This window comes from Enterobacter sp. kpr-6 (assembly GCF_900116015.1).
Classification (GTDB): domain Bacteria; phylum Pseudomonadota; class Gammaproteobacteria; order Enterobacterales; family Enterobacteriaceae; genus Enterobacter_D.
The window spans coordinates 291,842-313,312 of sequence record NZ_FOYH01000003.1; the positions used below are offsets into that span (position 1 = coordinate 291,842).

Genomic DNA, 21,471 nt, shown 5'->3' on the forward strand with positions numbered 1-21,471 from the left:
GCACCATGATAAAAACGATGCAAAAACACGGTGTGACGCTGGCCATTTTCGCCGCCTGCTGTACGGGGCTGACCGCTGCGGTAAATCAGCTCACGAAATCGACCATCGATGGTCAGGCGGCCCTGCAACAAAAGACACTCTTTGACCAGGTGGTTCCGCCCTCTCTTTACGATAATGATCTGAACGAGAGCTGTTACGTGGTCAATGAGCCTGCGCTCGGTAAAGGCCCGCACCGCGTCTATATTGCGCGGAAAGCCGATAAACCGGTTGCCGCCGTTATCGAAACTACCGCGCCCGATGGCTACTCCGGCGCGATCCAGTTGCTGGTGGGCGCGGATTTCAACGGCACCGTCACCGGCACGCGCGTCACTGAACATCACGAAACGCCAGGTCTTGGCGATAAAATCGAACTGCGGATCTCTGACTGGATCCTGGCGTTTAGCGGTAAATCCATCACCGATGCGTCTGATGCCCACTGGGCAGTGAAGAAAGACGGCGGCGATTTTGATCAGTTCACCGGCGCGACCATTACGCCGCGCGCGGTGGTGAATGCGGTGAAACGTGCCGGGCTGTATGCCCCGTCGCTGCCTGCGCAGCTTTCCCATTTGCCGACCTGTGGAGAATAACTATGAGTGAAGTCAAAGACGTTATTGTTCAGGGATTGTGGAAGAATAACTCCGCGCTGGTTCAGTTGCTGGGAATGTGTCCGCTGCTGGCGGTGACTTCTACCGCGACCAACGCGCTGGGTCTCGGGCTGGCTACCACGCTGGTCCTGACGCTTACCAACCTCTCCATTTCTCTGCTGCGTCGCTGGACGCCTGCGGAGATCCGTATTCCCATCTATGTGATGATCATCGCCTCGGTGGTGAGCGTGGTGCAGATGCTGATCAACGCCTACGCATTCGGGCTGTATCAGTCGCTGGGTATTTTTATTCCGCTGATCGTGACGAACTGCATCGTGGTCGGTCGTGCCGAGGCGTTTGCCGCTAAAAAAGGCCCGGCGCTGTCGGCGCTGGACGGCTTTGCCATCGGTATGGGCGCGACAGGCGCGATGTTTGTCCTCGGTTCAATGCGTGAAATCTTGGGTAACGGCACGCTGTTTGATGGGGCTGACGGACTGCTGGGCGGCTGGGCCAAAGCGCTGCGTATTGAAGTCTTCCATACCGACTCCCCGTTCCTGCTGGCCATGCTGCCGCCCGGCGCGTTTATCGGCCTCGGCATGATGCTGGCGATTAAATATCTGATTGATGAACGCAGTAAAAAACGCCGCGCTGCCGCTATCGCTGCTGACGAAACGGTACCGCAGGCGACGCCAGGGAAAGCGTAATGAACAAACTCAAACGACTGGAAATTCTGACCCGGCTGCGGGAAAACGATCCGCACCCGACGACGGAGTTAAATTTTAACTCGCCATTTGAGCTGCTGATTGCGGTCCTGCTTTCCGCGCAGGCCACCGACGTCAGCGTCAATAAAGCGACCGCAAAGCTCTACCCGGTCGCTAATACTCCGCAGGCGATGCTGGAGCTGGGTGTCGACGGCGTAAAGTCGTACATCAAAACCATCGGCCTGTTTAACAGCAAAGCGGAAAATGTCATCAAAACCTGCCGGATGCTGATTGAACTGCATGGCGGCGAGGTGCCGGAAGATCGCGCAGCGCTGGAAGCCCTGCCCGGCGTCGGCCGTAAAACGGCAAATGTGGTGCTGAATACGGCGTTTGGCTGGCCGACCATTGCGGTTGATACGCATATTTTTCGCGTCTGCAATCGCACCCAGTTTGCGCCGGGGAAAAACGTGGAGCAGGTGGAGGAAAAACTGCTGAGCGTGGTGCCTGCCGAATTTAAAGTGGATTGCCACCACTGGTTTATTCTGCATGGCCGTTACACCTGTATCGCCCGAAAGCCGCGCTGCGGCTCGTGTCTGATCGAAGATCTCTGCGAATTCAAAGAAAAAGTCTACGCCTGATCCTGAACAGGGTGAGTATGCTCACCCTCGTTTTCTTTCCCCTTTGCATAACATCCCGCTTTGCTGACCGACTTTGATCGCGATAATCGTTCGCTTATTCCAACTCAAACAGATAAATCGTTTTTTTATTAGAAAAAATTTCTATACGTTTTGCTGACAATCGATTTGATAAGCCATTGTTAAATTTTCGTGCTGAAATTAGCGCTAAGTGATTGCACAGACAACGGGGACATTTCAATGAGCAAAAGATTAAACCAGTAATGTTTAAGATACTGGCTAATCGAACTGCTTTTTCCGGCAAATAGCAGAACATCTGGCCTTATACCCATTTTAGCGGCCCAGATGTAGTGAAATAAACCACTATAAAGCAAACGGTAAAATTTAACGCTGAATAACAATTCGTTGTCACGTGTATTATGTTGTCAAAGTTATATGTAACAGACTATTACAAAAGCCTTGCCTCAGGCCTCAGGATAAGCAACATTACCCGCCGTTTCCCCTCCCACTATAACTATAAGCTTGATGATCTCTGGACATCGGGCACTGAACACCCCCGTTAGTATGGGATGAAAAATAAGAGGTATATGTGTCGACTGCAAACAAGAAACCAGCAGAAAGCGTTAGTCTTAACGCTTTTAAACAACCGAAAGCGTTCTATCTGATCTTCTCCATCGAATTATGGGAACGTTTCGGCTTCTACGGCCTGCAAGGCATTATGGCCGTTTACCTGGTGAAACAACTGGGTATGTCCGAATCGGACTCTATTACACTGTTCTCCTCATTCAGCGCCCTCGTTTACGGGCTGGTGGCCATCGGCGGCTGGCTCGGCGATAAAGTGCTCGGCACCAAACGCGTCATTATGCTCGGTGCCATCGTGCTGGCTATCGGCTATGCCTTAGTGGCCTGGTCAGGCCATGATGCGGCGGTCGTGTATATGGGTATGGCGACCATTGCCGTGGGTAACGGCTTGTTTAAAGCCAACCCGTCTTCACTGCTCTCTACCTGCTATGCCAAAAACGATCCGCGTCTGGACGGTGCATTCACCATGTACTACATGGCCGTAAACATCGGTTCGTTCTTCTCTATGCTGGCGACTCCGTGGCTGGCTGCGAAGTACGGCTGGAGCGTGGCGTTTGCGCTGAGCGTTGTGGGTATGCTGATCACCGTGGTGAACTTCGCATTCTGCCAGCGCTGGGTGAAACAATACGGTTCGAAACCTGACTTCGAACCTGTGCGCATCGGCAGCTTGCTGCTTACCATCGTTGGTGTTGTGGTACTGGTGACCATCGCCACCTGGCTGCTGCACAACCAGGGCGTTGCCCGTATGGTTCTGGGCGTGGTCGCTCTGGGTATCGTCTGCATCTTTGCCAAAGAGACCTTCGCGATGCAGGGCGCAGCACGTCGTAAGATGATCGTGGCGTTCATCCTGATGCTGCAGGCTATCGTGTTCTTTGTACTCTACAGCCAGATGCCGACCTCACTGAACTTCTTCGCTATTCGTAACGTTGAGCACAGCATTCTGGGCATCGCGTTCGAGCCGGAGCAGTTCCAGGCGCTGAACCCGTTCTGGATCATTATCGGTAGCCCGATTCTTGCAGCCATCTACAACAAGATGGGTGACAACCTGCCGATGCCGCATAAATTTGCGATTGGTATGGTCCTCTGCTCCGCTGCGTTCCTGATCCTGCCGCTGGGTGCGAAATTCGCCAGCGACGCCGGTATCGTCTCCGTAAACTGGCTGATCATGAGCTACGCGTTCCAGAGTATCGGTGAACTGATGATCTCCGGTCTGGGTCTGGCAATGGTTGCGCAGCTTGTTCCGCAGCGTCTGATGGGCTTCATCATGGGTAGCTGGTTCCTGACCACTGCCGGTGCCAACCTGATCGCCGGTTATGTGGCAAACCAGATGGCTATCCCGGAAGGCGTCTCCGATCCGCTGATGTCCCTGAACGTTTATGGCAGCGTATTCCTGAAAATCGGTATTGCGACGGCGGTGATTGCTGCCATCATGATCCTGATGGCTCCTAAGCTGAATCGTATGGCTCAAAACGACAGCAAAGAAGATAACGCCCAGGAAACGGCAACAGCCTGATTGCTACGGGAAACGCAATTTAAGAAAGCCGCTGGTTAATGCCAGCGGCTTTTTTTTATGCCTTCGCGTACAATCCTTTCCGCACAATGTTGATTCTTAAGCAACCAGGAGTGACTCATGAAATTGTTTTATAAGCAGGGAGCCTGTTCCCTCGCCCCGCACATCATTCTGCGTGAAACCGGGAAAGACTTTACGCTGGAAAGCGTGGATTTAATAAAAAAACGCCTGGCTGATGACAGCGATTATTTTGCGATTAACCCGAAAGGCCAGATCCCGGCGCTGCTGCTGGACGAAGGAACTCTGGTTACCGAAGCCGTCGTCATCATGCAATATCTGGCCGACAGTGCCCCTGAAAGCCAGTTGCTGGCACCGACCGGCGATCTGGCGCGTTACAAGACCCTGGAGTGGCTGAACTTTATCGCCACTGAACTGCACAAAGGCTTTACCCCGCTGTTCCGCCCGGATACGCCGGAAGAGTACAAGCCGGTTGTACGCGCAACGCTTGAGAAGAAACTGCACTTCGTGAACGACGCGCTGAACGGTAAAAGCTGGATTGCGGGCGAGCACTTCACCATCGCCGATGCCTATCTCTATAACGTGCTGCGCTGGGCGCGGGCGGTGAAACTGGAGATGAGTGAACTGGCGAACATCGAGCCGTACATGGCACGCGTGAGCGCACGTCCGGCAGTAGCGGCGGCGCTGGCCGCAGAAGGGCTGTAATAAAAAAGGGAGTGATTTCTCACTCCCTTTGACGTTGGCTTACCTTGCCCGGCGAAACCGCGTTTGCCGGGCAAGCAAGAACCTGATTATTTCCAGCAGATCAGGCAGTAGTTTTTCTTACCGCGACGCAGCAGCGTATAGCGTCCAAACAGTCGGTCGCTGTCCTTAAAGAAATATTCCGGGTCCGCCTGCTTCTCACCATTAATAGTGACCGCATTCGAGGCAATGGTTTTACGTGCCTGACCGCGGGACGGTTGCAGCTCAGAATCCACCAGCGCCTGCATCAGATCCGCGCCCTGTTCCATTTCCACCATCGGCACGCCATCCTGCGCCAGCTGTTCAAAATCGGCTTCGCTGAGATCGTTCAGGGTGCCATTAAACAGGCTCTCGGTAATACGTTTCGCGGCGATAAGGCCCTCTTCGCCGTGAACCAGACGCGTTACCTGCTCAGCCAGCACGTACTGCGCGCGCGGGGCTTTACCGCTGTTCTTGTCTTCTTCTTCCAGCGCGTTGATCTCCGCGATGTCCATAAAGGTGAAGAACTTCAGGAAGCGATAAACGTCAGCGTCTGCGGTGTTGATCCAGAACTGGTAGAATTTATACGGGCTGGTTTTCTTCGGATCCAGCCACACCGCGCCGCCTTCGGTTTTACCAAATTTGGTGCCGTCCGCTTTGGTGATCAGGGGAACGGTCAGACCGAAGACCTGATTCTGGTGCAGGCGACGGGTCAAATCGATACCGGAGGTGATGTTACCCCACTGGTCGGAACCGCCGATTTGCAGCGCCACGCCGTGCAGTTTGTTCAGGCAGGCGAAGTCATAACCCTGCAACAGGTTGTAGGAAAACTCGGTAAAAGAGATGCCCTGATCGTCACGATTCAGACGCTGCTTCACCGCTTCTTTGTTAATCATCTGGTTAACAGAGAAGTGCTTACCGATGTCGCGCAGGAAGGTCAGCACGTTCATGCCGCCGAACCAGTCGTAGTTGTTTGCCGCAATGGCGGAATTGTCGCCACAGTCGAAATCGAGGAACGGTGCCACCTGTTTGCGGATTTTATCCACCCACTCCTGCACAGTATCTTCGGTATTCAGTTTACGCTCGGCGGCTTTAAAGCTCGGGTCGCCAATCAGCCCCGTCGCACCACCTACCAGCGCCACTGGTTTGTGACCAGCCTGCTGGAAGCGTTTCAGGCATAACAATGGAACGAGATGCCCCAAATGCAAGCTGTCAGCGGTGGGATCGAAGCCGCAATAGAGAGCGATTGGCCCTTGCGCCAGTCGTTCTGCTAACGCGTTCTCATCCGTCACCTGGGCCACTAAGCCCCGCTCTTGCAATTGTTTAATCAAGTTACTGCTTGCCATCAAATTCTCCATGTATAAACGACTGCACCTCTGTCGGTACACGACTTTTCGCCAGTTACGAAAGTCACATAGAATAAAGCGCCGGAATCAGTAGCACCAGCGCTGTTCACAACATTTTTAATGATTACGGAGCGAGACGGTCAATTTTCCACGCGTTGTTATCACGTTGATATAAAAAACGGTCATGCAGTCGGTGTTCACCGCCCTGCCAGAACTCCATCTGCTCGATGCTGATGCGGAAACCGCCCCAGAAACTCGGCAACGGAACCTCGCCCTGCTGGAACTTTTGCTTGAGTTCAAGGAACTTGCTTTCGAGGATCCCGCGCGCAGAAATGCGGCTGGACTGTTGGGAAACCCATGCGCCAATCTGACTGTCGCGCGGGCGGCTGTGAAAATACTTCACCACTTCAAGCGTTGAGAGCCGCTCGGCTTTGCCGGTGACCATCACCTGCCGCTCCAGCGTATGCCAGGGGAAAAGCAGGCTCACGCGCGGGTTGTTTTCGATGTGATGCGCCTTGCGGCTACCGAGGTTGGTGTAAAACACCAGCCCTTTTTCATCGTAGTGTTTGAGCAGGACGATACGCTGATAAGGCTGGCCCTGTTCGTCTACGGTGGCGACCACCATCGCGGTGGGATCGGCGAGTCTGGCTTCACAGGCTTGCCCAAGCCAGCGTTCAAATAAGGCTAAAGGTTCGGCGGGTAAATCGTTCCGGCGCAGGCCGCCTTTGGTGTATTCACGGCGCAGGTGCGCGATTTGATGCAGGTTTTCGTTGTCTGACATGGCGTTCGCTACGTTTTTAATCAGGTGGCGCTATTGTGCGCCGCCCTTATAAAAATCTCAACGCTGCGGATTTTGCAACTGGCAGTTATCCAGTACCACGCGATCGCGGTGATAGACCGTCGCGCTGTCACCTTTGGACCAGAAAACGTAAATACCGTCGGTATAGCGTGCGCCTGAGGCGGACAATCCCTGGTCCAGATGCAGCACTTTGTCATCATAAACAAAGCTGACCTGCTGACGCTCGTTATTCAAATTCACCGTCAGCGGTTTATCGTCGCACTGATATTGCAGGGTGTCGGTGTGCATACGCTCAACAAATTGATTATAGGTACTGCATCCCGCCAGCATGACTGGCACCAGCGTTATTAACCATTTTTTCATTAGCCCATCCTAAAGACTTGCCGCACTCAGAGGGCTGGACGCCCCCACTTACGCGGTAAGTCTACCGGGACATAACGGGTTAAGGATTTCAGTTAACTCTGATTATGCCGGGGATTGGCCGGGAAAATGGCCCCAAGTACGCTGGCGGAAGATGCCCCCGTTACGGACGGCAAATTGCCGGGCAATCCGGCGATGGTTCGCCATGCAAGCCAGGCAAAGGCCAGCGCTTCCATGTCATCGCCGCTGATCCCGGCTTCATCGGTGGTAGAAACTTCAATCCCCGGCAGTAATCCGGCGAGGCGCGACATCAGTAACGGATTACGGCATCCGCCACCACACACCAGCAGGCGTTCGCCGCCACCGGAGAGCAAGACCTGTTCGGCAATGGTTACCGCCGTCAGCTCAGTCAGCGTCGCCTGCACATCAGCGCCCGTCAGACCGGGAAAATGCGCCAGATGACGTTCAAGCCAGCTGTAATTAAAGTATTCACGCCCGGTGCTTTTCGGTGCAGGTGAAGCGAAATAGGGATCGCTGCGCATCGCCTGCAGCAGCGGCAGGATCACCTTACCGCTGCTCGCCCACTGCGCATCTTTATCATAGGGTTTACCTTTTTGCCGCCAGATCCAGGCGTCCATCAGCATATTCCCTGGCCCGGTGTCATATCCCCGAATAGGCTTGCCGGGGAATAATAATGAGAGGTTGGCGATCCCGCCGATGTTCAGAATCATCCGGCGTTCGGTCGGATGCGCCAGTAATGCATGATGGAACGCAGGCACCAGCGGCGCGCCCTGCCCGCCAAGGGCCATATCGCGACGGCGAAAATCACCCACCACCGTCACGCCCGTCAGGGCAACGATCTGATTGTTGTCACCAATTTGCAGGGTGTGGGGAGCATCACCGCCGGGTTCATGCCACACCGTCTGACCGTGACAGCCGATCGCCACAATATCTTCCGGGCGCAAAAGTTGCTGGGTCATTAACGCCTGCACCGCCTCAGCAAACAGTTTGCCAAGCTGCGTATCCAGTTGCCCCAGTTGCGACAGGGTCAGTTGCTGACCCTGGCAGATATTTAAAATCGCCTGTTTAAGTGGGACGGGAATGGGATAGGTCAGGCTTGCCTGCTGCGCCACCATCCGTTCATCAATCGCGGCGAGAACAACATCCACCCCGTCAAGGCTGGTACCGGACATAACACCAATATAGCGACCCGATTTCATGCGACTTCCTTTTGCGTGCGTGTAAAAGCTCGTTTAACGAGGGTTATACTGCCACATAGTACTATTTTCGTTTCGTTACGGCAGAAGATATGACCCAATGGGGTGAAATGCCATATAATTTAGTCATACGGATGCTCGACTGAGCGTTTATTGGTGAACAGGAGATTCATAGATGATTTTACGAACTTTGGCCGTTTCGCTGATTGGTTTCACTCTTGCAGGTTGCGTTAACGATGACAGCCTTTCCGGGGACGTCTATACCGCATCAGAAGCCAAGCAGGTACAAAATGTCACCTATGGCACCGTGGTGAACGTTCGCCCGGTGAAAATCCAGGGAGGCGATGACTCAAACGTGATCGGTGCTTTGGGCGGCGCGGTGCTGGGCGGCTTCCTTGGTAATACCGTTGGTGGCGGTACGGGTCGTTCGCTGGCGACGGCTGCGGGCGCAGTCGCTGGTGGTGTAGCGGGCCAGGGCGTGCAGGGGGCGATGAACAAATCCCAGGGCGTGGAACTGGAAATTCGTAAGGACGATGGCAATACCATCATGGTTGTGCAAAAACAGGGTAATACCCGTTTTGCGGCTGGTCAGCGCGTCGTTCTTGCCAGCAACGGCAGTCAGGTCACCGTTTCTCCGCGTTAAAATATAAGGGTGCGATCAGGCAATCTGATTGCGCCCTTACCTTTCTTTGCTACATAAAAAAGCCCTGCTTTCGCAAGGCTATGGCAGCGTTAATCACGCGACTGCAGTTCAATAATATTTTGCTCAATGCGGGCGACAAGTTTAATTAACAGCGTTAATTCCTCATCAGAAATCCCGGAAAGGATCTCACCCCGTGTTTTCCTGATCACCGTTTCCATCTCATCAATAATGGGTGTGGCTTTATCAGTCAGCTTAATACGTTTTGCACGGCGATCGCTCGCGCAGGTCTGCCGGGATATGAGCCCTTTGTCTTCGAGTTGATCCAGCGTACGCACCAGCGAAGGCTGCTCAATGCCGATCGCTTTTGCCAGTTGAATTTGCGACTGCTCGGGAGGTAACTGATGGATATTGTGCAGCGTTACCCAGTGAGTCTGCGTTAATTCCAGAGGTTTCAGGCGATGGTCAATTAATGCACGCCAGATGCGCACCAATCGTGCCAGATCAGAACCTAATGGCGATTCCAATTTCATCTCCTTATAATTAGCTTGCTAAGTTATTATACTGATTTTAGAATAGTGTGCAGCATTTATATTGCTAAAACAAATGTATTACAGATGTGCAATTCACCATGTCTTTGTTTTTACAGATTTCTGTCTCCGCTGGGCGTGTTAAATTTTTGTCAATGCGGTACATTCCTCTGAGGATCCCTTGCCGTGAAGTTTATGTCTAATATGCCCGGTCTGCCTCTCCAGGATCTGATAGTCGGCGCATCGGTTTACTTTCCTCCCCTTTTTTATGCCGTCGGGCTGGGTTTTGTGATCTGGCTTATCACCCACCGCCTGCTGCGCGGCTGGATTTATGCAGGCGATATCTGGCATCCCTTGCTGATGGATCTCTCCCTGTTTGTTATCTGCGTCAGTCTGGCGCTGGCTCTGCTTACGATGTGATCATCATGAGACTTAAAACGCTTAAATATTTTTCGACGTTACTGGTACTGGCCGTTGCGATAATGGCCGGACTCTGGGTCTGGAATGTCTATATGCAGTCACCGTGGACGCGGGACGGGAAAGTCCGTGCCGAACAGGTCAGCATCACCCCGCAGGTGTCCGGTACCATTACCCGGCTTAACATTTCCGATAACCAGTTTGTTCATAAAGGGGATGAATTATTCCGCCTTGATGAAACCCCTTCCCGCATCGCTATCCTCAATGCCGAAGCGCAACTTGCCAGGGCGCAGGCGGCACTGGCAAAGGCGAAAAACGAAGCTAACCGGCGTCAGCATTTGCCGCATAATTATATTTCGGCAGAAGATCTGGATACCGCCAACATCAACGTCAAAGCCTCCCAGGCCGATGTCGCAGTCGCAGAAGCCACGCTTAAACAGGCACAGTGGCAATTAACGCAGACCACGGTCATCGCCCCGGTAGACGGGTGGGTCACCAATCTGACCGCCCGCGCGGGCAATTACGCCACCGCCGGAGAGCCCGTATTTGCGCTGGTGGACAGCCATTCTTTTTACGTGATCGGCTATTTCGAAGAAACCAAACTGCGCCATATTGCTGAAGGTATGCCCGCTCAGGTCACGCTTTACAGCAACGATGCAAAGTTACGGGGTCACGTATCCGGCATTGGTCGCGCGATATTTGATCAGAGCGTGGAAGAAACCAGTACGCTGGTGGCGGACATCAAGCCCAATGTTCCCTGGGTACGGCTGGCGCAGCGTGTTCCGGTGCGTATCGCCCTCGATCCGTTACCTGCGAATATCACCCTGGTGTCCGGCACCACCTGTACCGTGGCGATAGGTCGCTAGCCATGCGCTTTCTTCGCGCCCTGCCGTGGGTGAAAGCCACCCGCCCTCAGTGGCGCTACGCCTTACGCAACGGCATCGCCATGTGTCTGGCGTTGAGCATCGCCTATTGCCTTAATTTTGATGAACCTTACTGGGCGATGACCTCCGCAGCGGTAGTCAGTTTCCCGACGGTAGGCGGCGTCATCAGTAAAAGCCTCGGACGTATCGCCGGGAGTTTACTGGGGGCCTGCGCAGCGTTAATTATTGCCGGGCACACGCTGGGCGATCCCTGGCTGATGCTGTTTTGCCTTTCGGCATGGCTTGGGATCTGCACCTGGGCCTGTGCGCACTTTAGTAATAATGTGGCCTATGCCTTCCAGCTTGCCGGTTACACCGCCGCCATCATCGCTTTTCCGGTGGTCAATATCAGCGAAACCACGCAGCTTTGGGAGATGGCGCAGTCGCGGGTATGTGAAGTTATCGTCGGGATACTCTGCGGCGGCACGATGATGATGATCCTTCCCAGTACCTCCGACGGTACGGCACTTCTCACCGCGCTTAAGAATATGCATGCCCGCCTGCTGGAGCACGCCACCCTGCTACTGGAGCCGGAAACCAACGATGCCATTCGCACGGCGCATGAAAATGTGATCGGTCAAATTCTGACGTTGAATCTGCTGCGCATCCAGGCGTTCTGGAGCCATTATCGATTCCGGCAGCAAAATGCCCTGCTCAATTATTTGCTCCACCAGCAGTTGCGTATGATCAGCGTGCTCTCAGGCCTGCGGCGGTTAACCCTCAACTGGCCCGATGCGCCGCCCCAGACCCGGCAGGTCATGGAAACCCTGTTTTCTGCCGTTGCGCAGCCGAAGATCGATTTTTACACCGTGGCGCGAATTATTGCGCCGCTGGCACCCCCGAGCGATGAGGATTACCGTCACCAGGCATTCTGGCAGCGCTTAGTCTATTTCTGTCGGCTGCATGTGGCGGGGAGTCGCTGGATCGCCCGGCTGGAAGCCGCCTCTTTTAGCGCAAGCTGGCCCATACCGCACGCTCCTGCGCTCGCCCGGCATACGGATAATGCCGAAGCGCTGTGGGCCGGATTACGCACCTTTTCCACGCTGATCCTGCTCGGCGCATGGTGCATCAGCAGCCAGTGGGATGCGGGCCCGGCGGCGCTGACAATGGCGGCAATCGCGAGCGTTCTCTACTCTGTGTCGGCCTCGCCGTTCAACTCGCTTTCACTGCTGATGCGTACTCTGGGGCTGCTCTCTTTATTCAGCTTTGCGGTCAAGTTTGGCCTGATGGTGCAGATTTCTGAACTGTGGCAGTTTTTACTTTTCCTCTTCCCCTTGCTGACCACCCTGCAGCTATTAAAACTGCAAATGCCCAGACTTGCCGGGCTGTGGGGGCAGTTGATCGTGTTTATGGGTTCGTTTATCGCGATCACCAATCCGCCCGTTTATGATTTTGCTGATTTTTTAAATGACAACCTGGCGAAACTCATAGGCGTGGCGCTGACCTGGCTGGCTTTTGCGGTGCTGCGCCCTGGCTCGGATGCGCGAAAAAGCCATCGCCACATCCGCGCGTTGCGGCGCCGCTTTATCGATCAGCTCAGAGCTCATCCGGCGCGTAGTGAAAATGAATTTGAGTCGCTGGTTTATCATCATGTGAGCCAGCTTAGCCACAGCAAAGACGCCACCTCCCGCCGCTGGCTGCTGCGCTGGGGCGTGGTATTACTGAACTGTTCGCATGTGGTGTGGCAGTTGCGCGAGTGGGAAACGCGTGCCGATCCGCTGGCGCAGGTTCGCGATCGCTGTATTGGCTTATTGCGAAATGTGATGAGCGAGCGCGGCGTCCAGCATCAGCGGCTGAGCGCCACGCTCGAAGAATTGCAGCACATTTGTGATGCGCTGGCGGTGCATCATCAACCCGCAGCGCGGGAGCTGGCGGCGATTGTCTGGCGACTCTGGTGCGCCCTGCAACAGCTCGAACTGGCTCCCGCTGCGGAAGTAAAACCTACTTAATGACGCCACAGGCGTAGCGTTCACCGCCACCACCCAGAGGTTTTGGCGAATCGGACATATTATCGCCACCGACATGGATCATCAGGGCTTTATCCTTCACCTCATCAAGTTTTTTCAATCGCGGTGCGACCACGGAATCGGTGGCTTTGCCGTCATTATTGACCACCAGCACCGGCAAATCGCCCATATGCCCGGCACCTTCCGGCCCTTCATGCTTCCCGGTATTGTGCGGGTCCAGATGACCACCCGCCGCTTCAGCGGCAGCAGGTTTACCGTCTTTCATCGCAGGTTCGCAGGAGCCTTTGGCATGGATATGGAAACCGTGCTCGCCAGGCGGCAGGGCTTTAAGATCGGGGGAAAATTCCAGTCCTTTATCGGTTTCGCTAATTTTAACCGTCCCGATGGACTGACCAATCCCCCCGGAGGTAACGAGGTTCATCTCAACTTCTTCACTGGCCGCCTGTGCACCCGCACAGGCAAGCAGTGTCAACATTGCCAGACTTAAACGCTTCATAATGACTCCGGTTGTGATCTTTACCCTTAAAGTTTAAACCAGGGTAAAAAATTTCACCGAAAATCAGGCAAATCTGGCATTAAGGCACGTCATAACCTAGCGCGGCTTTGCGGATACGGAACCACTGCTGGCGGGTCAGAGTCAGCTCTTCGGCCTCAATTGCCGCACGCACGCGCTCAATTTTACCGGAACCAATGATCGGCAGCGGCTGTGAAGGCAGACGCATCACCCAGGCGTATACCACCTGCTCAATGCTTTGCGCATTCAGTTCATTCGCTATGTCTGTCAGTTCAAGGCGCAGCGGCTGGAAGGCCGCGTCATTGAACAGCCGACCGCCACCGAGACATGACCATGCCATCGGACGTATGCGAAGCTGTTGCAGTTGATCGAGCGTACCATCCAGCAACAGCGGCTGATGAACCGGTGAAAGTTCAACCTGGTTGGTGGCAAGGGTAAACGGCAGGCGGGATTGCAGCAGGGAAAATTGCGCCGGGGTGAAGTTGGAAACGCCAAAATGACGTACCTTCCCGCTCTGGTGCAGTTGTAAAAATGCCTCGGCGACTTCGTCGGCATCCATCAACGGATCGGGACGGTGGATCAGCAGCAAATCAAGATGATCAACAGCCAGATTGGTCAGCGACTGTTCGGCGCTGGCGATAATGTGGCTTTTGTCAGTGATGTAATGACCGAGGGCATTTTCTGCCCGCGCGGTGGTCGCAATGCCGCATTTCGACACAATTTCCATCCGCGAGCGCAAATGCGGGGCCAGCTTTAAGGCTTCGCCAAAGGCGGCTTCACACTGATAACCGCCGTAGATATCTGCATGGTCAACCGTGGTCACGCCGAGATCCAGATGCGCTTCAATAAAGCTGACCAACTCACGGGAGGACATATTCCAGTCCATCAAACGCCAGTATCCCATCACAAAACGTGAAAACTCCGGGCCCTGGGGTGCAAGTGTAATACGCGAAACCATAACCGCTTCCTCTGTAATAAATATGCAGTGAGTATACGCATTTACGAATTTAAAACAGTGAAGGTTGTTGCGGTTCGTCTGGTGCGTCCTGTTTGTTTGCGCGTAATTTACGCAGCCAGCGCTGGCGACACAGGCGCAACACCTCCTGCTTTTGGGTATCGCTCATGGTTTGCCAGCCGAAACGTTCGTCGCGGCTGCGCATACATCCCCGGCAGAAACCGCGCTCGTCTACCTGACAAATGCCCCGGCACGGACTCAGGATAGGGAAAAACTCTAATTGCTCTGGCACGCCCCGCCTCCTCGGGTTGAAGGTTTCTTATAGTGAAGACGGATTGCCCGTAATTCGCAAACCCACTTGCATTAGACCGAATGGTCTATTATGGTAGTGGCATGAACAAACACACTGAACACGATACCCGCGAACATCTGCTGGCCACTGGCGAGCGGCTCTGTATGCACCGTGGTTTTACCGGCATGGGATTAAGCGAGCTATTAAAAACGGCAGAAGTGCCGAAGGGCTCGTTTTACCACTATTTTCGCTCCAAAGAAGCCTTTGGTGTCGCCCTGCTGGAACGCCACTATGCCGCATACCATCTGCGTCTGGCGGATCATTTCGCCCATGGTGACGGGAATTATCGCGATCGTATTCTGGCTTATTATCAGCAAACGCTGACCCAGTTTTGCCAGAACGGGATTATCAGTGGCTGTCTGACGGTAAAATTGTCCGCCGAAGTGTGCGATCTCTCCGAAGATATGCGCACAGCCATGGACAAAGGGGCTGGGCAGGTTATCGCCCTGCTTGCTCAGGCGCTGGAAAATGCGCGTCTGGAGAAAAGTATCGCGTTTAAAAGCGACGCGCTGACCCAGGCTCAGGTGCTGTATGCACTCTGGCTGGGGGCCAATTTACAGGCCAAGATTTCCCGCAGTGCGCTGCCCCTCGAAAGCGCGCTGGCTTACGTGCAGTCAGTCTTCACCACGCCTGAATAACAGCAGGCGTTTTTATTTGAATTATTACTAGTTGACCGGTCTATTCAGGAGACGTTATGTCAGGCAAGTTATTTACTCCGTTAAAACTGGGTGCGATTACCGCGCCAAACCGCGTACTGATGGCCCCGCTGACGCGTCTGCGCAGCATTGAGCCAGGCGATATTCCTACTCCGCTGATGGGCGAGTACTACCGTCAACGCGCCACCGCCGGGCTTATCATCAGCGAAGCAACGCAGATTTCCGCCCAGGCGAAAGGTTATGCCGGCGCGCCGGGTCTGCACAGCCCTGAGCAAATCGCCGCATGGAAAAAAATCACCGACGGCGTGCACGCTGAAAACGGGCATATCGCCGTTCAGTTGTGGCATACCGGTCGCATTTCACACCACAGCTTACAGCCTGGCGGACAAGCGCCGGTTGCGCCATCTGCCCTCGCTGCCGGAACCCGCACCTCACTGCGTGATGAAAATGGCAACGCTATCCGCGAAGAAACCTCTGTTCCGCGCGCGCTGACGACTGAAGAGATCCCAGGGATCGTAGACGATTTCCGCCAGGCGGTAGCAAACGCCCGCGAAGCCGGTTTCGATCTGGTTGAGCTGCACTCCGCGCACGGTTATCTGCTGCACCAGTTCCTGTCCCCTTCGTCCAACCATCGTACTGACCAGTACGGCGGCAGCGTGGAAAACCGCGCCCGTCTGGTACTCGAAGTGGTGGATGCAGTGAGCAAAGAGTGGAGTGCCGATCGCATCGGTATCCGCGTATCGCCGATTGGCACCTTCCAGAACACCGATAACGGTCCGAATGAAGAAGCCGACGCACTGTATCTGATTGAAGAGCTGGCGAAACGCGGCATTGCTTACCTGCATATGTCCGAGCCGGACTGGGCGGGCGGCAAGCCTTACAGCGAGGCTTTCCGTGAAAAAGTGCGCGCACGCTTCCATGGTCCGATCGTGGGTGCCGGTGCCTATACGCCAGAAAAAGCGGAAGATCTGATCGCCAAAGGGCTGATTGATGCTGTGGCCTTTGGTCGTGATTACATTGCGAACCCGGATCTGGTGGCACGTCTTGAGCGTAAAGCTGAACTGAACCCACAGCGCCCGGAAAGCTTCTACGGCGGCGGCGCAGAAGGATATACCGACTACCCCACGCTGTAATCCGTTGATTGATAGCGGCAAGGATCAGCCGCTATACTAAAAAATAGAACGATGACCGGAACGCAATTCAACTGATTAAGAGGATATTATGCGCTTACTTCACACCATGCTGCGTGTTGGCGACCTGCAACGCTCCATCGAGTTTTATACCAACGTGCTGGGCATGACGCTGCTGCGTACCAGTGAAAACCCTGAATACAAATACTCTCTCGCCTTTGTTGGCTACGGCCCGGAAAGCGATGAAGCGGTTATTGAACTGACCTACAACTGGGGCGTGGATAGCTACGAACTGGGTACCGCGTATGGTCATATTGCACTGGAAGTGGATAACGCCGCGCAAGCGTGCGAGCGCATTCGTCAGAATGGCGGCAACGTAACGCGCGAAGCGGGCCCGGTAAAAGGCGGCACCACTGTTATCGCGTTTGTGGAAGATCCGGACGGCTACAAAATCGAACTGATCGAAGCCAAAGATGCCGGTCACGGCCTGGGTAACTGATCCCTGCGGGCGTTCATCGCCCGCTTTTTCCGCGCGGTATAATCCTCCAGTAAAATTTGCCATAATGCGCGCTGCATTTTTCTGCCTTAAGAGATCCTGATGTCCGATAACGCCCAACTTACTGGTCTGTGCGACCGTTTTCGTGGTTTTTACCCCGTCGTCATTGATGTTGAAACCGCAGGGTTTAACGCCAAAACTGATGCGCTACTGGAAGTCGCCGCCATCACCTTAAAGATGGACGATCAGGGCTGGCTGATGCCAGACAGTACGTTGCATTTCCACGTTGAGCCTTTCGAAGGCGCAAATTTACAGCCGGAAGCGCTGGCGTTTAACGGCATCAATCCAGCCGATCCGCTGCGTGGTGCGGTCAGTGAATACGATGCGCTGCACGCTATTTTTAAAATGGTGCGTAAAGGCATCAAAGACAGCGGCTGTAACCGCGCGATCATGGTGGCGCACAATGCGACGTTCGACCATGGTTTTATGATGGCAGCGGCAAACCGCGCTGCGCTGAAACGTAATCCATTCCACCCGTTTGTGACTTTCGATACCGCCTCCCTGAGCGGCCTCTCACTGGGACAAACGGTGCTTTCCAAAGCCTGTGCTGCGGCCGGTCTCGATTTTGACAGTAGCCAGGCGCACTCGGCACTTTATGACACCGAACAGACAGCGCTGTTATTCTGTGAAATCGTCAACCGCTGGAAGCGACTGGGCGGCTGGCCGCTGGCACCGCTGAACGACGCTTCTGAAGGTTAAGCGTGTGTTAAAACACGCATATTCATAGTAGCATCCAGGCTCTGAATCTCTTTTTTGTAATCGGAACAATAATGACAACTCAAGACGCCCCGCAGGGTGAGCTGGTTTTACGCACGCTCGCGATGCCCGCGGATACCAATGCCAACGGGGATATTTTTGGCGGCTGGCTGATGTCGCAGATGGACATCGGCGGCGCAATCATGGCAAAAGAAATTGCCCATGGTCGCGTGGTCACCGTGCGGGTGGACGGCATGACTTTTTTACGTCCGGTCGCCGTGGGTGATGTGGTCTGCTGCTATGCCCGCTGCGTGAAACGGGGCAACACGTCAGTGACGATCAATATTGAAGTGTGGGTGAAAAAAGTTTCCTCTGAGCCTATTGGCCAGCGTTATAAGGCCACCGAAGCGTTGTTTATTTACGTGGCCGTCGACAGTGCCGGAGCGCCGCGCGCCCTGCCCGCTCAGTCATAAAAAAGCCTTAAGAAAAAGAGTCCATAACAATATGGACTCTTTTTTATTTCAGACGCCGCTAAATCGTTTATCCCGCTATTTTTCCTGATTCATCCGCTTGCCGGCATCATTAACAATCTTTTCGCCATCTTCTTTTGTGAACGCCCCTTTCTGAGGTTCAGGAATAATATCCAGCACCACTTCAGAAGGACGGCACAAACGGGTGCCAATGGGTGTCACGACAATGGGGCGATTAATAAGAATGGGATGCTGCAGCATAAATTCTATTAGCTGATCGTCCGTAAATTTATCTTCCGCCAGACCAAGCTGCTCGTAAGGTTCAACGTTCTTTCGCAGTAACGCCCGCACTGAAATACCCATATCGGCAATCAGCGTGAGCAATTCGTCCCGCGACGGGGGCGTATCAAGATAATAAATAATGGTCGGTTCGTTTCCGCTATTACGGATCATCTCCAGGGTATTACGGGAAGTGCCGCAAGCCGGGTTGTGGTAGATGGTAATGTTGCTCATATCAATATCTCATTACAAAGTGACAGAGAGCCGCCACGCCAGCGCGGCCAGAGTGACAAACAGCACGGGTAACGTCATGATAACGCCGGTGCGGAAGTAATATCCCCAGGTGATGGTCATGTTTTTTTGCGAAAGCACATGCAGCCACAGCAGGGTTGCCAGGCTGCCAATTGGCGTGATTTTCGGACCTAAATCGCAGCCGATCACATTGGCATAAATCATCGCTTCTTTAACCACGCCGGTCGCTGTACTCCCGTCAATCGACAGCGCGCCAATCAGCACCGTCGGCATATTGTTCATCACCGATGAGAGAAAAGCCGTCAGGAAACCCGTGCCGAATGTGGCAGCCCATAGTCCCTTCTCTGCCAGCAGATTGAGTACGCCCGACAGATATTCCGTCAGTCCGGCATTGCGCAGGCCATAAACCACCAGGTACATGCCCAGCGAGAAAACCACAATCTGCCAGGGCGCGCCGCGCAGCACTTTCCCGGTATTTATGGCGTGGCCTCTTTTCGCCACCACAAAGAGCAGTGCCGCGCCAACGGCCGCTATAGCGCTAACGGGGATCCCCAGTGGCTCCAGCACGAAGAAACCAACGAGCAGAAGCAGCAGGACAACCCAGCCCGCTCTGAACGTCGCCGGATCTTTTATCGCGCTGGCGGGCGATTTCAGCAGCGAAACGTCATAGGTTGCCGGGATATCCCGGCGAAAGAAGAGATGCAGCATCACCAGCGTGGCCGCAATGGCCGCCACATCGACGGGGATCATGACAGAGGCGTACTGCGTAAAGCCCAGATCAAAAAAGTCCGCCGAGACAATATTCACCAGGTTCGAGACGATGAGAGGCAGGCTGGCGGTATCGGCGATAAATCCCGCCGCCATCACAAAGGCAAGCGTGGTGCCTTTACTGAACCCCAACGCGAGCAGCATCGCAATCACAATCGGCGTCAGGATCAGCGCCGCGCCGTCGTTGGCAAATAACGCGGCGACGGCTGCGCCAAGCAACACAATCCAGGTGAAAAGTAAGCGCCCGCGTCCGTTACCCCAGCGAGCGACATGCAGCGCGGCCCATTCAAAGAAACCGGACTCATCGAGCAACAGGCTGATAATGATCACGGCGATGAAGGCCGCCGTTGCATTCCAGACGATGTTCCAGACTACGGGAATGTCATCAATATGAATGACACCGGTGGCAAGCGCCAGCGCCGCCCCGATACCCGCGCTCCAGCCGATACTGAGACCTCTGGGTTGCCAGATGACCAGCACCAGCGTCAGGAAAAACAGACTCCCTGCTAAAAGCATTTCAGGCTCCGTTATATATGTTTTCAGGTATATGAGTAAGTATTTTAGCAGCCGGCACAGGCCGGTTTTGCCAGCCATTCACGGACGTCTTCCCGCAGACACAGCCAGGACGCCGTGATGGTTTCAGCGGCCCATGCGGGGATATGAGGTGACAGTCGATAGTGAACCCATTTCCCTTCCCGGCGGTCCAGAACCAGCTCAGCCTCGCGAAGAATAGCCATATGGCGCGAGATTTTAGGTTGTGACTCCGAGGTCGCTGCACAGATGTCGCAGACGCACAGTTCCCCGACTTCCCGGAGCAGCATGACGATGGCAAGCCGCGTTTCATCCGACAGGATTTTGAAAAGCTGAACAGGTTTTAGCATTTTTGCCGCTCATCCCTTTTGAAAACATATATGGTAAAGCATATGTTTTTAATTTGAAATCAGCAGATCGCCTGAGAGGAAACAGGAAAGGGTTGTTTGCAGAGAGGGAGGGATTCTAAAGCAGACTTTCGTTTTGACACGGGACTCTCCGGAGGAGAGCCCCGCTACGTGATGGGCTGGAGCTATTTGTTACGCAAACCGGTTTATTCCACCGACGCGCCGCCATTGATTTTAAAGACGATATTTACGACGATTCCGCTGCCCGGTTTGCCCGGCTCGTAGCGCCATTTACGCAACGCTGTTTTCACTTCACGTTCAAACATATTGGCAGGTTGCGCGGAGAGCACCTGGATATTGTCAAGACGGCCATCGGGGGTCACATCAAACTTCACGCGTACGCGACCTTCAATGCGTAATGCCTGCGCTCGTGTCGGATAAGTCGGCTGGCTGCGGCTGACCGCACGCGGCCCTGACGGTGCTGTTACCGCGGGACGGGTGCTGGCAGGCGCGGGATTATTTACCGGACGCGGGGCCAGATTTTCAACCGGCGCGGTCTGACGCGGCACAAGCGGGCGCTCTTCACGCTTCGGCTGCTCAACCTTCTTCTCAGCTTTCGGCTTCGGCTTTGGCTTGGGTTTCGGCTTAGGCTTCGGCTTTTCAATCACCACCGGAGCTTCTTTAGGCGGCTCAGGAATGGGTTCGGGCTCCGGCTCGGGTTCCGTTTCAACGACTGGCTCCGGCGGAGGCTGTACCACCTGCGGCGGCTCCAGTTCTGCTGGCGTTACCATTGTCACGGAAATAGGCTGCGCAGGGGCAGGCAGTTCAATAACCTGATGTACGGATGTATAGAGCACAACCGCCACGACGGCTCCGTGGACGCCAACGGACAACAAGGTTGGCCATGGAAAGCGACGAGGTGAATCAAAGGTCATTGCAGTCATAATCGTATCAGTTGAAAAACCAGACCACGATTT

The 21,471-nt window shown here is 54.4% G+C and carries 26 protein-coding genes; 14 read left to right on the forward strand and 12 right to left on the reverse strand.

Annotation, left to right across the window (positions count from 1 at the left end; genetic code table 11):
* The first annotated feature begins 5 nt into the window (after positions 1 to 5).
* From rsxG to gstA, 5 genes are all read left to right on the forward strand, one after another.
* Complete coding sequence (gene rsxG, locus BM373_RS10335; protein ID WP_090461352.1) at positions 6 to 626, forward strand: electron transport complex subunit RsxG; 621 nt, start codon at positions 6 to 8, stop codon at positions 624 to 626.
* Positions 627 to 628: 2 nt separating this feature from the next.
* Complete coding sequence (locus tag BM373_RS10340; protein ID WP_090461353.1) at positions 629 to 1,327, forward strand: electron transport complex subunit E; 699 nt, start codon at positions 629 to 631, stop codon at positions 1,325 to 1,327.
* On the forward strand, positions 1,327 to 1,962 hold the full coding sequence (gene nth / locus BM373_RS10345) for an endonuclease III (RefSeq protein ID WP_090461354.1): 636 nt from the start codon (positions 1,327 to 1,329) through the stop codon (positions 1,960 to 1,962). Before BM373_RS10340 ends, nth begins: the two co-directional genes overlap by 1 nt.
* 586 nt (positions 1,963 to 2,548) lie before the next feature.
* A complete protein-coding gene (gene dtpA / locus BM373_RS10350) occupies positions 2,549 to 4,054 on the forward strand; it encodes a dipeptide/tripeptide permease DtpA (RefSeq protein ID WP_090461355.1) in 1,506 nt (501 codons plus the stop codon).
* Between the two features lie 117 nt (positions 4,055 to 4,171).
* Entirely contained in the window at positions 4,172 to 4,774 is a 603-nt protein-coding gene (gene gstA, locus BM373_RS10355; protein WP_090461356.1) for a glutathione transferase GstA, read from the forward strand.
* An 86-nt stretch (positions 4,775 to 4,860) separates the two neighbouring features.
* Here the strand turns inward: gstA and tyrS are convergent, their stop codons facing one another.
* The 4 genes from tyrS to anmK all read right to left on the reverse strand — a co-directional run bounded on the left by tyrS (position 4,861) and on the right by anmK (position 8,514).
* The gene (gene tyrS / locus BM373_RS10360) at positions 4,861 to 6,135 is read right to left on the reverse strand and encodes a tyrosine--tRNA ligase (protein ID WP_090461357.1); all 1,275 of its coding nucleotides are present in this window, start codon (positions 6,133 to 6,135) and stop codon (positions 4,861 to 4,863) included.
* 124 nt (positions 6,136 to 6,259) lie between these two features.
* Complete coding sequence (pdxH, locus tag BM373_RS10365; RefSeq protein ID WP_090461358.1) at positions 6,260 to 6,916, reverse strand: pyridoxamine 5'-phosphate oxidase; 657 nt, start codon at positions 6,914 to 6,916, stop codon at positions 6,260 to 6,262.
* A gap of 57 nt (positions 6,917 to 6,973) precedes the next feature.
* A complete protein-coding gene (gene mliC / locus BM373_RS10370) occupies positions 6,974 to 7,297 on the reverse strand; it encodes a C-type lysozyme inhibitor (RefSeq protein ID WP_090461359.1) in 324 nt (107 codons plus the stop codon).
* Positions 7,298 to 7,389: 92 nt separating this feature from the next.
* Positions 7,390 to 8,514 (reverse strand): anhydro-N-acetylmuramic acid kinase, encoded by a 1,125-nt coding sequence (gene anmK, locus BM373_RS10375; protein WP_090461360.1) that lies wholly within the window; start codon positions 8,512 to 8,514, stop codon positions 7,390 to 7,392.
* Positions 8,515 to 8,686: 172 nt separating this feature from the next.
* Here anmK and slyB point away from each other — a divergent pair, with 172 nt between their 5' ends.
* Positions 8,687 to 9,154: an outer membrane lipoprotein SlyB gene (gene slyB, locus BM373_RS10380; RefSeq protein ID WP_090461361.1), complete on the forward strand. Its 468-nt coding sequence runs from the start codon at positions 8,687 to 8,689 to the stop codon at positions 9,152 to 9,154.
* Between the two features lie 89 nt (positions 9,155 to 9,243).
* On the opposite strand, the gene slyA is transcribed toward slyB, so the two are convergent.
* Positions 9,244 to 9,684, reverse strand: coding sequence for a transcriptional regulator SlyA (gene slyA, locus BM373_RS10385; RefSeq protein ID WP_090461362.1), 441 nt, complete (start codon positions 9,682 to 9,684; stop codon positions 9,244 to 9,246).
* Between the two features lie 183 nt (positions 9,685 to 9,867).
* Here slyA and BM373_RS10390 point away from each other — a divergent pair, with 183 nt between their 5' ends.
* The 3 genes from BM373_RS10390 to BM373_RS10400 are packed head-to-tail and all read left to right on the forward strand — an operon-like array spanning position 9,868 to position 12,970.
* Positions 9,868 to 10,101 carry a DUF1656 domain-containing protein gene (locus BM373_RS10390; RefSeq protein WP_090461363.1) on the forward strand — a complete coding sequence of 78 codons (234 nt, stop codon included), beginning with the start codon at positions 9,868 to 9,870 and terminating at the stop codon, positions 10,099 to 10,101.
* Positions 10,102 to 10,106: 5 nt separating this feature from the next.
* Positions 10,107 to 10,964, forward strand: coding sequence for an efflux RND transporter periplasmic adaptor subunit (locus BM373_RS10395; protein WP_090461364.1), 858 nt, complete (start codon positions 10,107 to 10,109; stop codon positions 10,962 to 10,964).
* A 2-nt stretch (positions 10,965 to 10,966) separates the two neighbouring features.
* Positions 10,967 to 12,970: an FUSC family protein gene (locus tag BM373_RS10400; protein ID WP_090461365.1), complete on the forward strand. Its 2,004-nt coding sequence runs from the start codon at positions 10,967 to 10,969 to the stop codon at positions 12,968 to 12,970.
* On the opposite strand, the gene sodC is transcribed toward BM373_RS10400, so the two are convergent.
* The 3 genes from sodC to BM373_RS10415 form a co-directional block, all read right to left on the reverse strand.
* On the reverse strand, positions 12,963 to 13,484 hold the full coding sequence (sodC, locus tag BM373_RS10405; RefSeq protein WP_090461366.1) for a superoxide dismutase [Cu-Zn] SodC: 522 nt from the start codon (positions 13,482 to 13,484) through the stop codon (positions 12,963 to 12,965). The genes BM373_RS10400 and sodC overlap by 8 nt on opposite strands.
* A gap of 79 nt (positions 13,485 to 13,563) precedes the next feature.
* On the reverse strand, positions 13,564 to 14,460 hold the full coding sequence (locus BM373_RS10410; protein WP_090461367.1) for an aldo/keto reductase: 897 nt from the start codon (positions 14,458 to 14,460) through the stop codon (positions 13,564 to 13,566).
* Between the two features lie 49 nt (positions 14,461 to 14,509).
* Positions 14,510 to 14,749, reverse strand: a complete 240-nt coding sequence (locus BM373_RS10415) for a DUF1289 domain-containing protein (protein ID WP_090461368.1) — start codon at positions 14,747 to 14,749, stop codon at positions 14,510 to 14,512.
* 101 nt (positions 14,750 to 14,850) lie between these two features.
* Here BM373_RS10415 and BM373_RS10420 point away from each other — a divergent pair, with 101 nt between their 5' ends.
* The 5 genes from BM373_RS10420 to yciA all read left to right on the forward strand — a co-directional run bounded on the left by BM373_RS10420 (position 14,851) and on the right by yciA (position 18,320).
* Positions 14,851 to 15,447 (forward strand): TetR/AcrR family transcriptional regulator, encoded by a 597-nt coding sequence (locus tag BM373_RS10420; RefSeq protein WP_090461369.1) that lies wholly within the window; start codon positions 14,851 to 14,853, stop codon positions 15,445 to 15,447.
* A 56-nt stretch (positions 15,448 to 15,503) separates the two neighbouring features.
* The gene (locus BM373_RS10425; protein ID WP_090461370.1) at positions 15,504 to 16,598 is read left to right on the forward strand and encodes an alkene reductase; all 1,095 of its coding nucleotides are present in this window, start codon (positions 15,504 to 15,506) and stop codon (positions 16,596 to 16,598) included.
* Between the two features lie 88 nt (positions 16,599 to 16,686).
* Positions 16,687 to 17,094: a lactoylglutathione lyase gene (gloA, locus tag BM373_RS10430; protein ID WP_090461371.1), complete on the forward strand. Its 408-nt coding sequence runs from the start codon at positions 16,687 to 16,689 to the stop codon at positions 17,092 to 17,094.
* Between the two features lie 99 nt (positions 17,095 to 17,193).
* The gene (gene rnt / locus BM373_RS10435; RefSeq protein WP_090461372.1) at positions 17,194 to 17,850 is read left to right on the forward strand and encodes a ribonuclease T; all 657 of its coding nucleotides are present in this window, start codon (positions 17,194 to 17,196) and stop codon (positions 17,848 to 17,850) included.
* Between the two features lie 71 nt (positions 17,851 to 17,921).
* Complete coding sequence (gene yciA, locus BM373_RS10440; RefSeq protein ID WP_090461373.1) at positions 17,922 to 18,320, forward strand: acyl-CoA thioester hydrolase YciA; 399 nt, start codon at positions 17,922 to 17,924, stop codon at positions 18,318 to 18,320.
* Positions 18,321 to 18,395: 75 nt separating this feature from the next.
* On the opposite strand, the gene arsC is transcribed toward yciA, so the two are convergent.
* The 4 genes from arsC to tonB form a co-directional block, all read right to left on the reverse strand.
* Positions 18,396 to 18,830 (reverse strand): glutaredoxin-dependent arsenate reductase, encoded by a 435-nt coding sequence (gene arsC / locus BM373_RS10445; protein ID WP_090461374.1) that lies wholly within the window; start codon positions 18,828 to 18,830, stop codon positions 18,396 to 18,398.
* Positions 18,831 to 18,842: 12 nt separating this feature from the next.
* On the reverse strand, positions 18,843 to 20,132 hold the full coding sequence (locus BM373_RS10450; protein WP_090461375.1) for an arsenic transporter: 1,290 nt from the start codon (positions 20,130 to 20,132) through the stop codon (positions 18,843 to 18,845).
* A 44-nt stretch (positions 20,133 to 20,176) separates the two neighbouring features.
* Complete coding sequence (locus BM373_RS10455; protein WP_090461376.1) at positions 20,177 to 20,497, reverse strand: transcriptional regulator; 321 nt, start codon at positions 20,495 to 20,497, stop codon at positions 20,177 to 20,179.
* Between the two features lie 203 nt (positions 20,498 to 20,700).
* On the reverse strand, positions 20,701 to 21,429 hold the full coding sequence (gene tonB, locus BM373_RS10460) for a TonB system transport protein TonB (protein ID WP_177220146.1): 729 nt from the start codon (positions 21,427 to 21,429) through the stop codon (positions 20,701 to 20,703).
* Positions 21,430 to 21,471 lie beyond the last annotated feature (42 nt).

What these genes read in the sequence shown, in the direction of transcription:
- rsxG (WP_090461352.1), top strand. Translation starts at nt 6, where the DNA reads ATGATAAAAACGATGCAAAAACACGGTGTGACGCTGGCCATTTTCGCC.
- BM373_RS10340 (WP_090461353.1), top strand. Translation starts at nt 629, where the DNA reads ATGAGTGAAGTCAAAGACGTTATTGTTCAGGGATTGTGGAAGAATAAC.
- nth (WP_090461354.1), top strand. Translation starts at nt 1,327, where the DNA reads ATGAACAAACTCAAACGACTGGAAATTCTGACCCGGCTGCGGGAAAAC.
- gstA (WP_090461356.1), top strand. Translation starts at nt 4,172, where the DNA reads ATGAAATTGTTTTATAAGCAGGGAGCCTGTTCCCTCGCCCCGCACATC.
- tyrS (WP_090461357.1), bottom strand. Translation starts at nt 6,135, where the DNA reads ATGGCAAGCAGTAACTTGATTAAACAATTGCAAGAGCGGGGCTTAGTG.
- pdxH (WP_090461358.1), bottom strand. Translation starts at nt 6,916, where the DNA reads ATGTCAGACAACGAAAACCTGCATCAAATCGCGCACCTGCGCCGTGAA.
- mliC (WP_090461359.1), bottom strand. Translation starts at nt 7,297, where the DNA reads ATGAAAAAATGGTTAATAACGCTGGTGCCAGTCATGCTGGCGGGATGC.
- anmK (WP_090461360.1), bottom strand. Translation starts at nt 8,514, where the DNA reads ATGAAATCGGGTCGCTATATTGGTGTTATGTCCGGTACCAGCCTTGAC.
- slyB (WP_090461361.1), top strand. Translation starts at nt 8,687, where the DNA reads ATGATTTTACGAACTTTGGCCGTTTCGCTGATTGGTTTCACTCTTGCA.
- slyA (WP_090461362.1), bottom strand. Translation starts at nt 9,684, where the DNA reads ATGAAATTGGAATCGCCATTAGGTTCTGATCTGGCACGATTGGTGCGC.
- BM373_RS10395 (WP_090461364.1), top strand. Translation starts at nt 10,107, where the DNA reads ATGAGACTTAAAACGCTTAAATATTTTTCGACGTTACTGGTACTGGCC.
- BM373_RS10400 (WP_090461365.1), top strand. Translation starts at nt 10,967, where the DNA reads ATGCGCTTTCTTCGCGCCCTGCCGTGGGTGAAAGCCACCCGCCCTCAG.
- sodC (WP_090461366.1), bottom strand. Translation starts at nt 13,484, where the DNA reads ATGAAGCGTTTAAGTCTGGCAATGTTGACACTGCTTGCCTGTGCGGGT.
- BM373_RS10410 (WP_090461367.1), bottom strand. Translation starts at nt 14,460, where the DNA reads ATGGTTTCGCGTATTACACTTGCACCCCAGGGCCCGGAGTTTTCACGT.
- BM373_RS10420 (WP_090461369.1), top strand. Translation starts at nt 14,851, where the DNA reads ATGAACAAACACACTGAACACGATACCCGCGAACATCTGCTGGCCACT.
- BM373_RS10425 (WP_090461370.1), top strand. Translation starts at nt 15,504, where the DNA reads ATGTCAGGCAAGTTATTTACTCCGTTAAAACTGGGTGCGATTACCGCG.
- gloA (WP_090461371.1), top strand. Translation starts at nt 16,687, where the DNA reads ATGCGCTTACTTCACACCATGCTGCGTGTTGGCGACCTGCAACGCTCC.
- rnt (WP_090461372.1), top strand. Translation starts at nt 17,194, where the DNA reads ATGTCCGATAACGCCCAACTTACTGGTCTGTGCGACCGTTTTCGTGGT.
- yciA (WP_090461373.1), top strand. Translation starts at nt 17,922, where the DNA reads ATGACAACTCAAGACGCCCCGCAGGGTGAGCTGGTTTTACGCACGCTC.
- arsC (WP_090461374.1), bottom strand. Translation starts at nt 18,830, where the DNA reads ATGAGCAACATTACCATCTACCACAACCCGGCTTGCGGCACTTCCCGT.
- BM373_RS10450 (WP_090461375.1), bottom strand. Translation starts at nt 20,132, where the DNA reads ATGCTTTTAGCAGGGAGTCTGTTTTTCCTGACGCTGGTGCTGGTCATC.
- BM373_RS10455 (WP_090461376.1), bottom strand. Translation starts at nt 20,497, where the DNA reads ATGCTAAAACCTGTTCAGCTTTTCAAAATCCTGTCGGATGAAACGCGG.
- tonB (WP_177220146.1), bottom strand. Translation starts at nt 21,429, where the DNA reads ATGACCTTTGATTCACCTCGTCGCTTTCCATGGCCAACCTTGTTGTCC.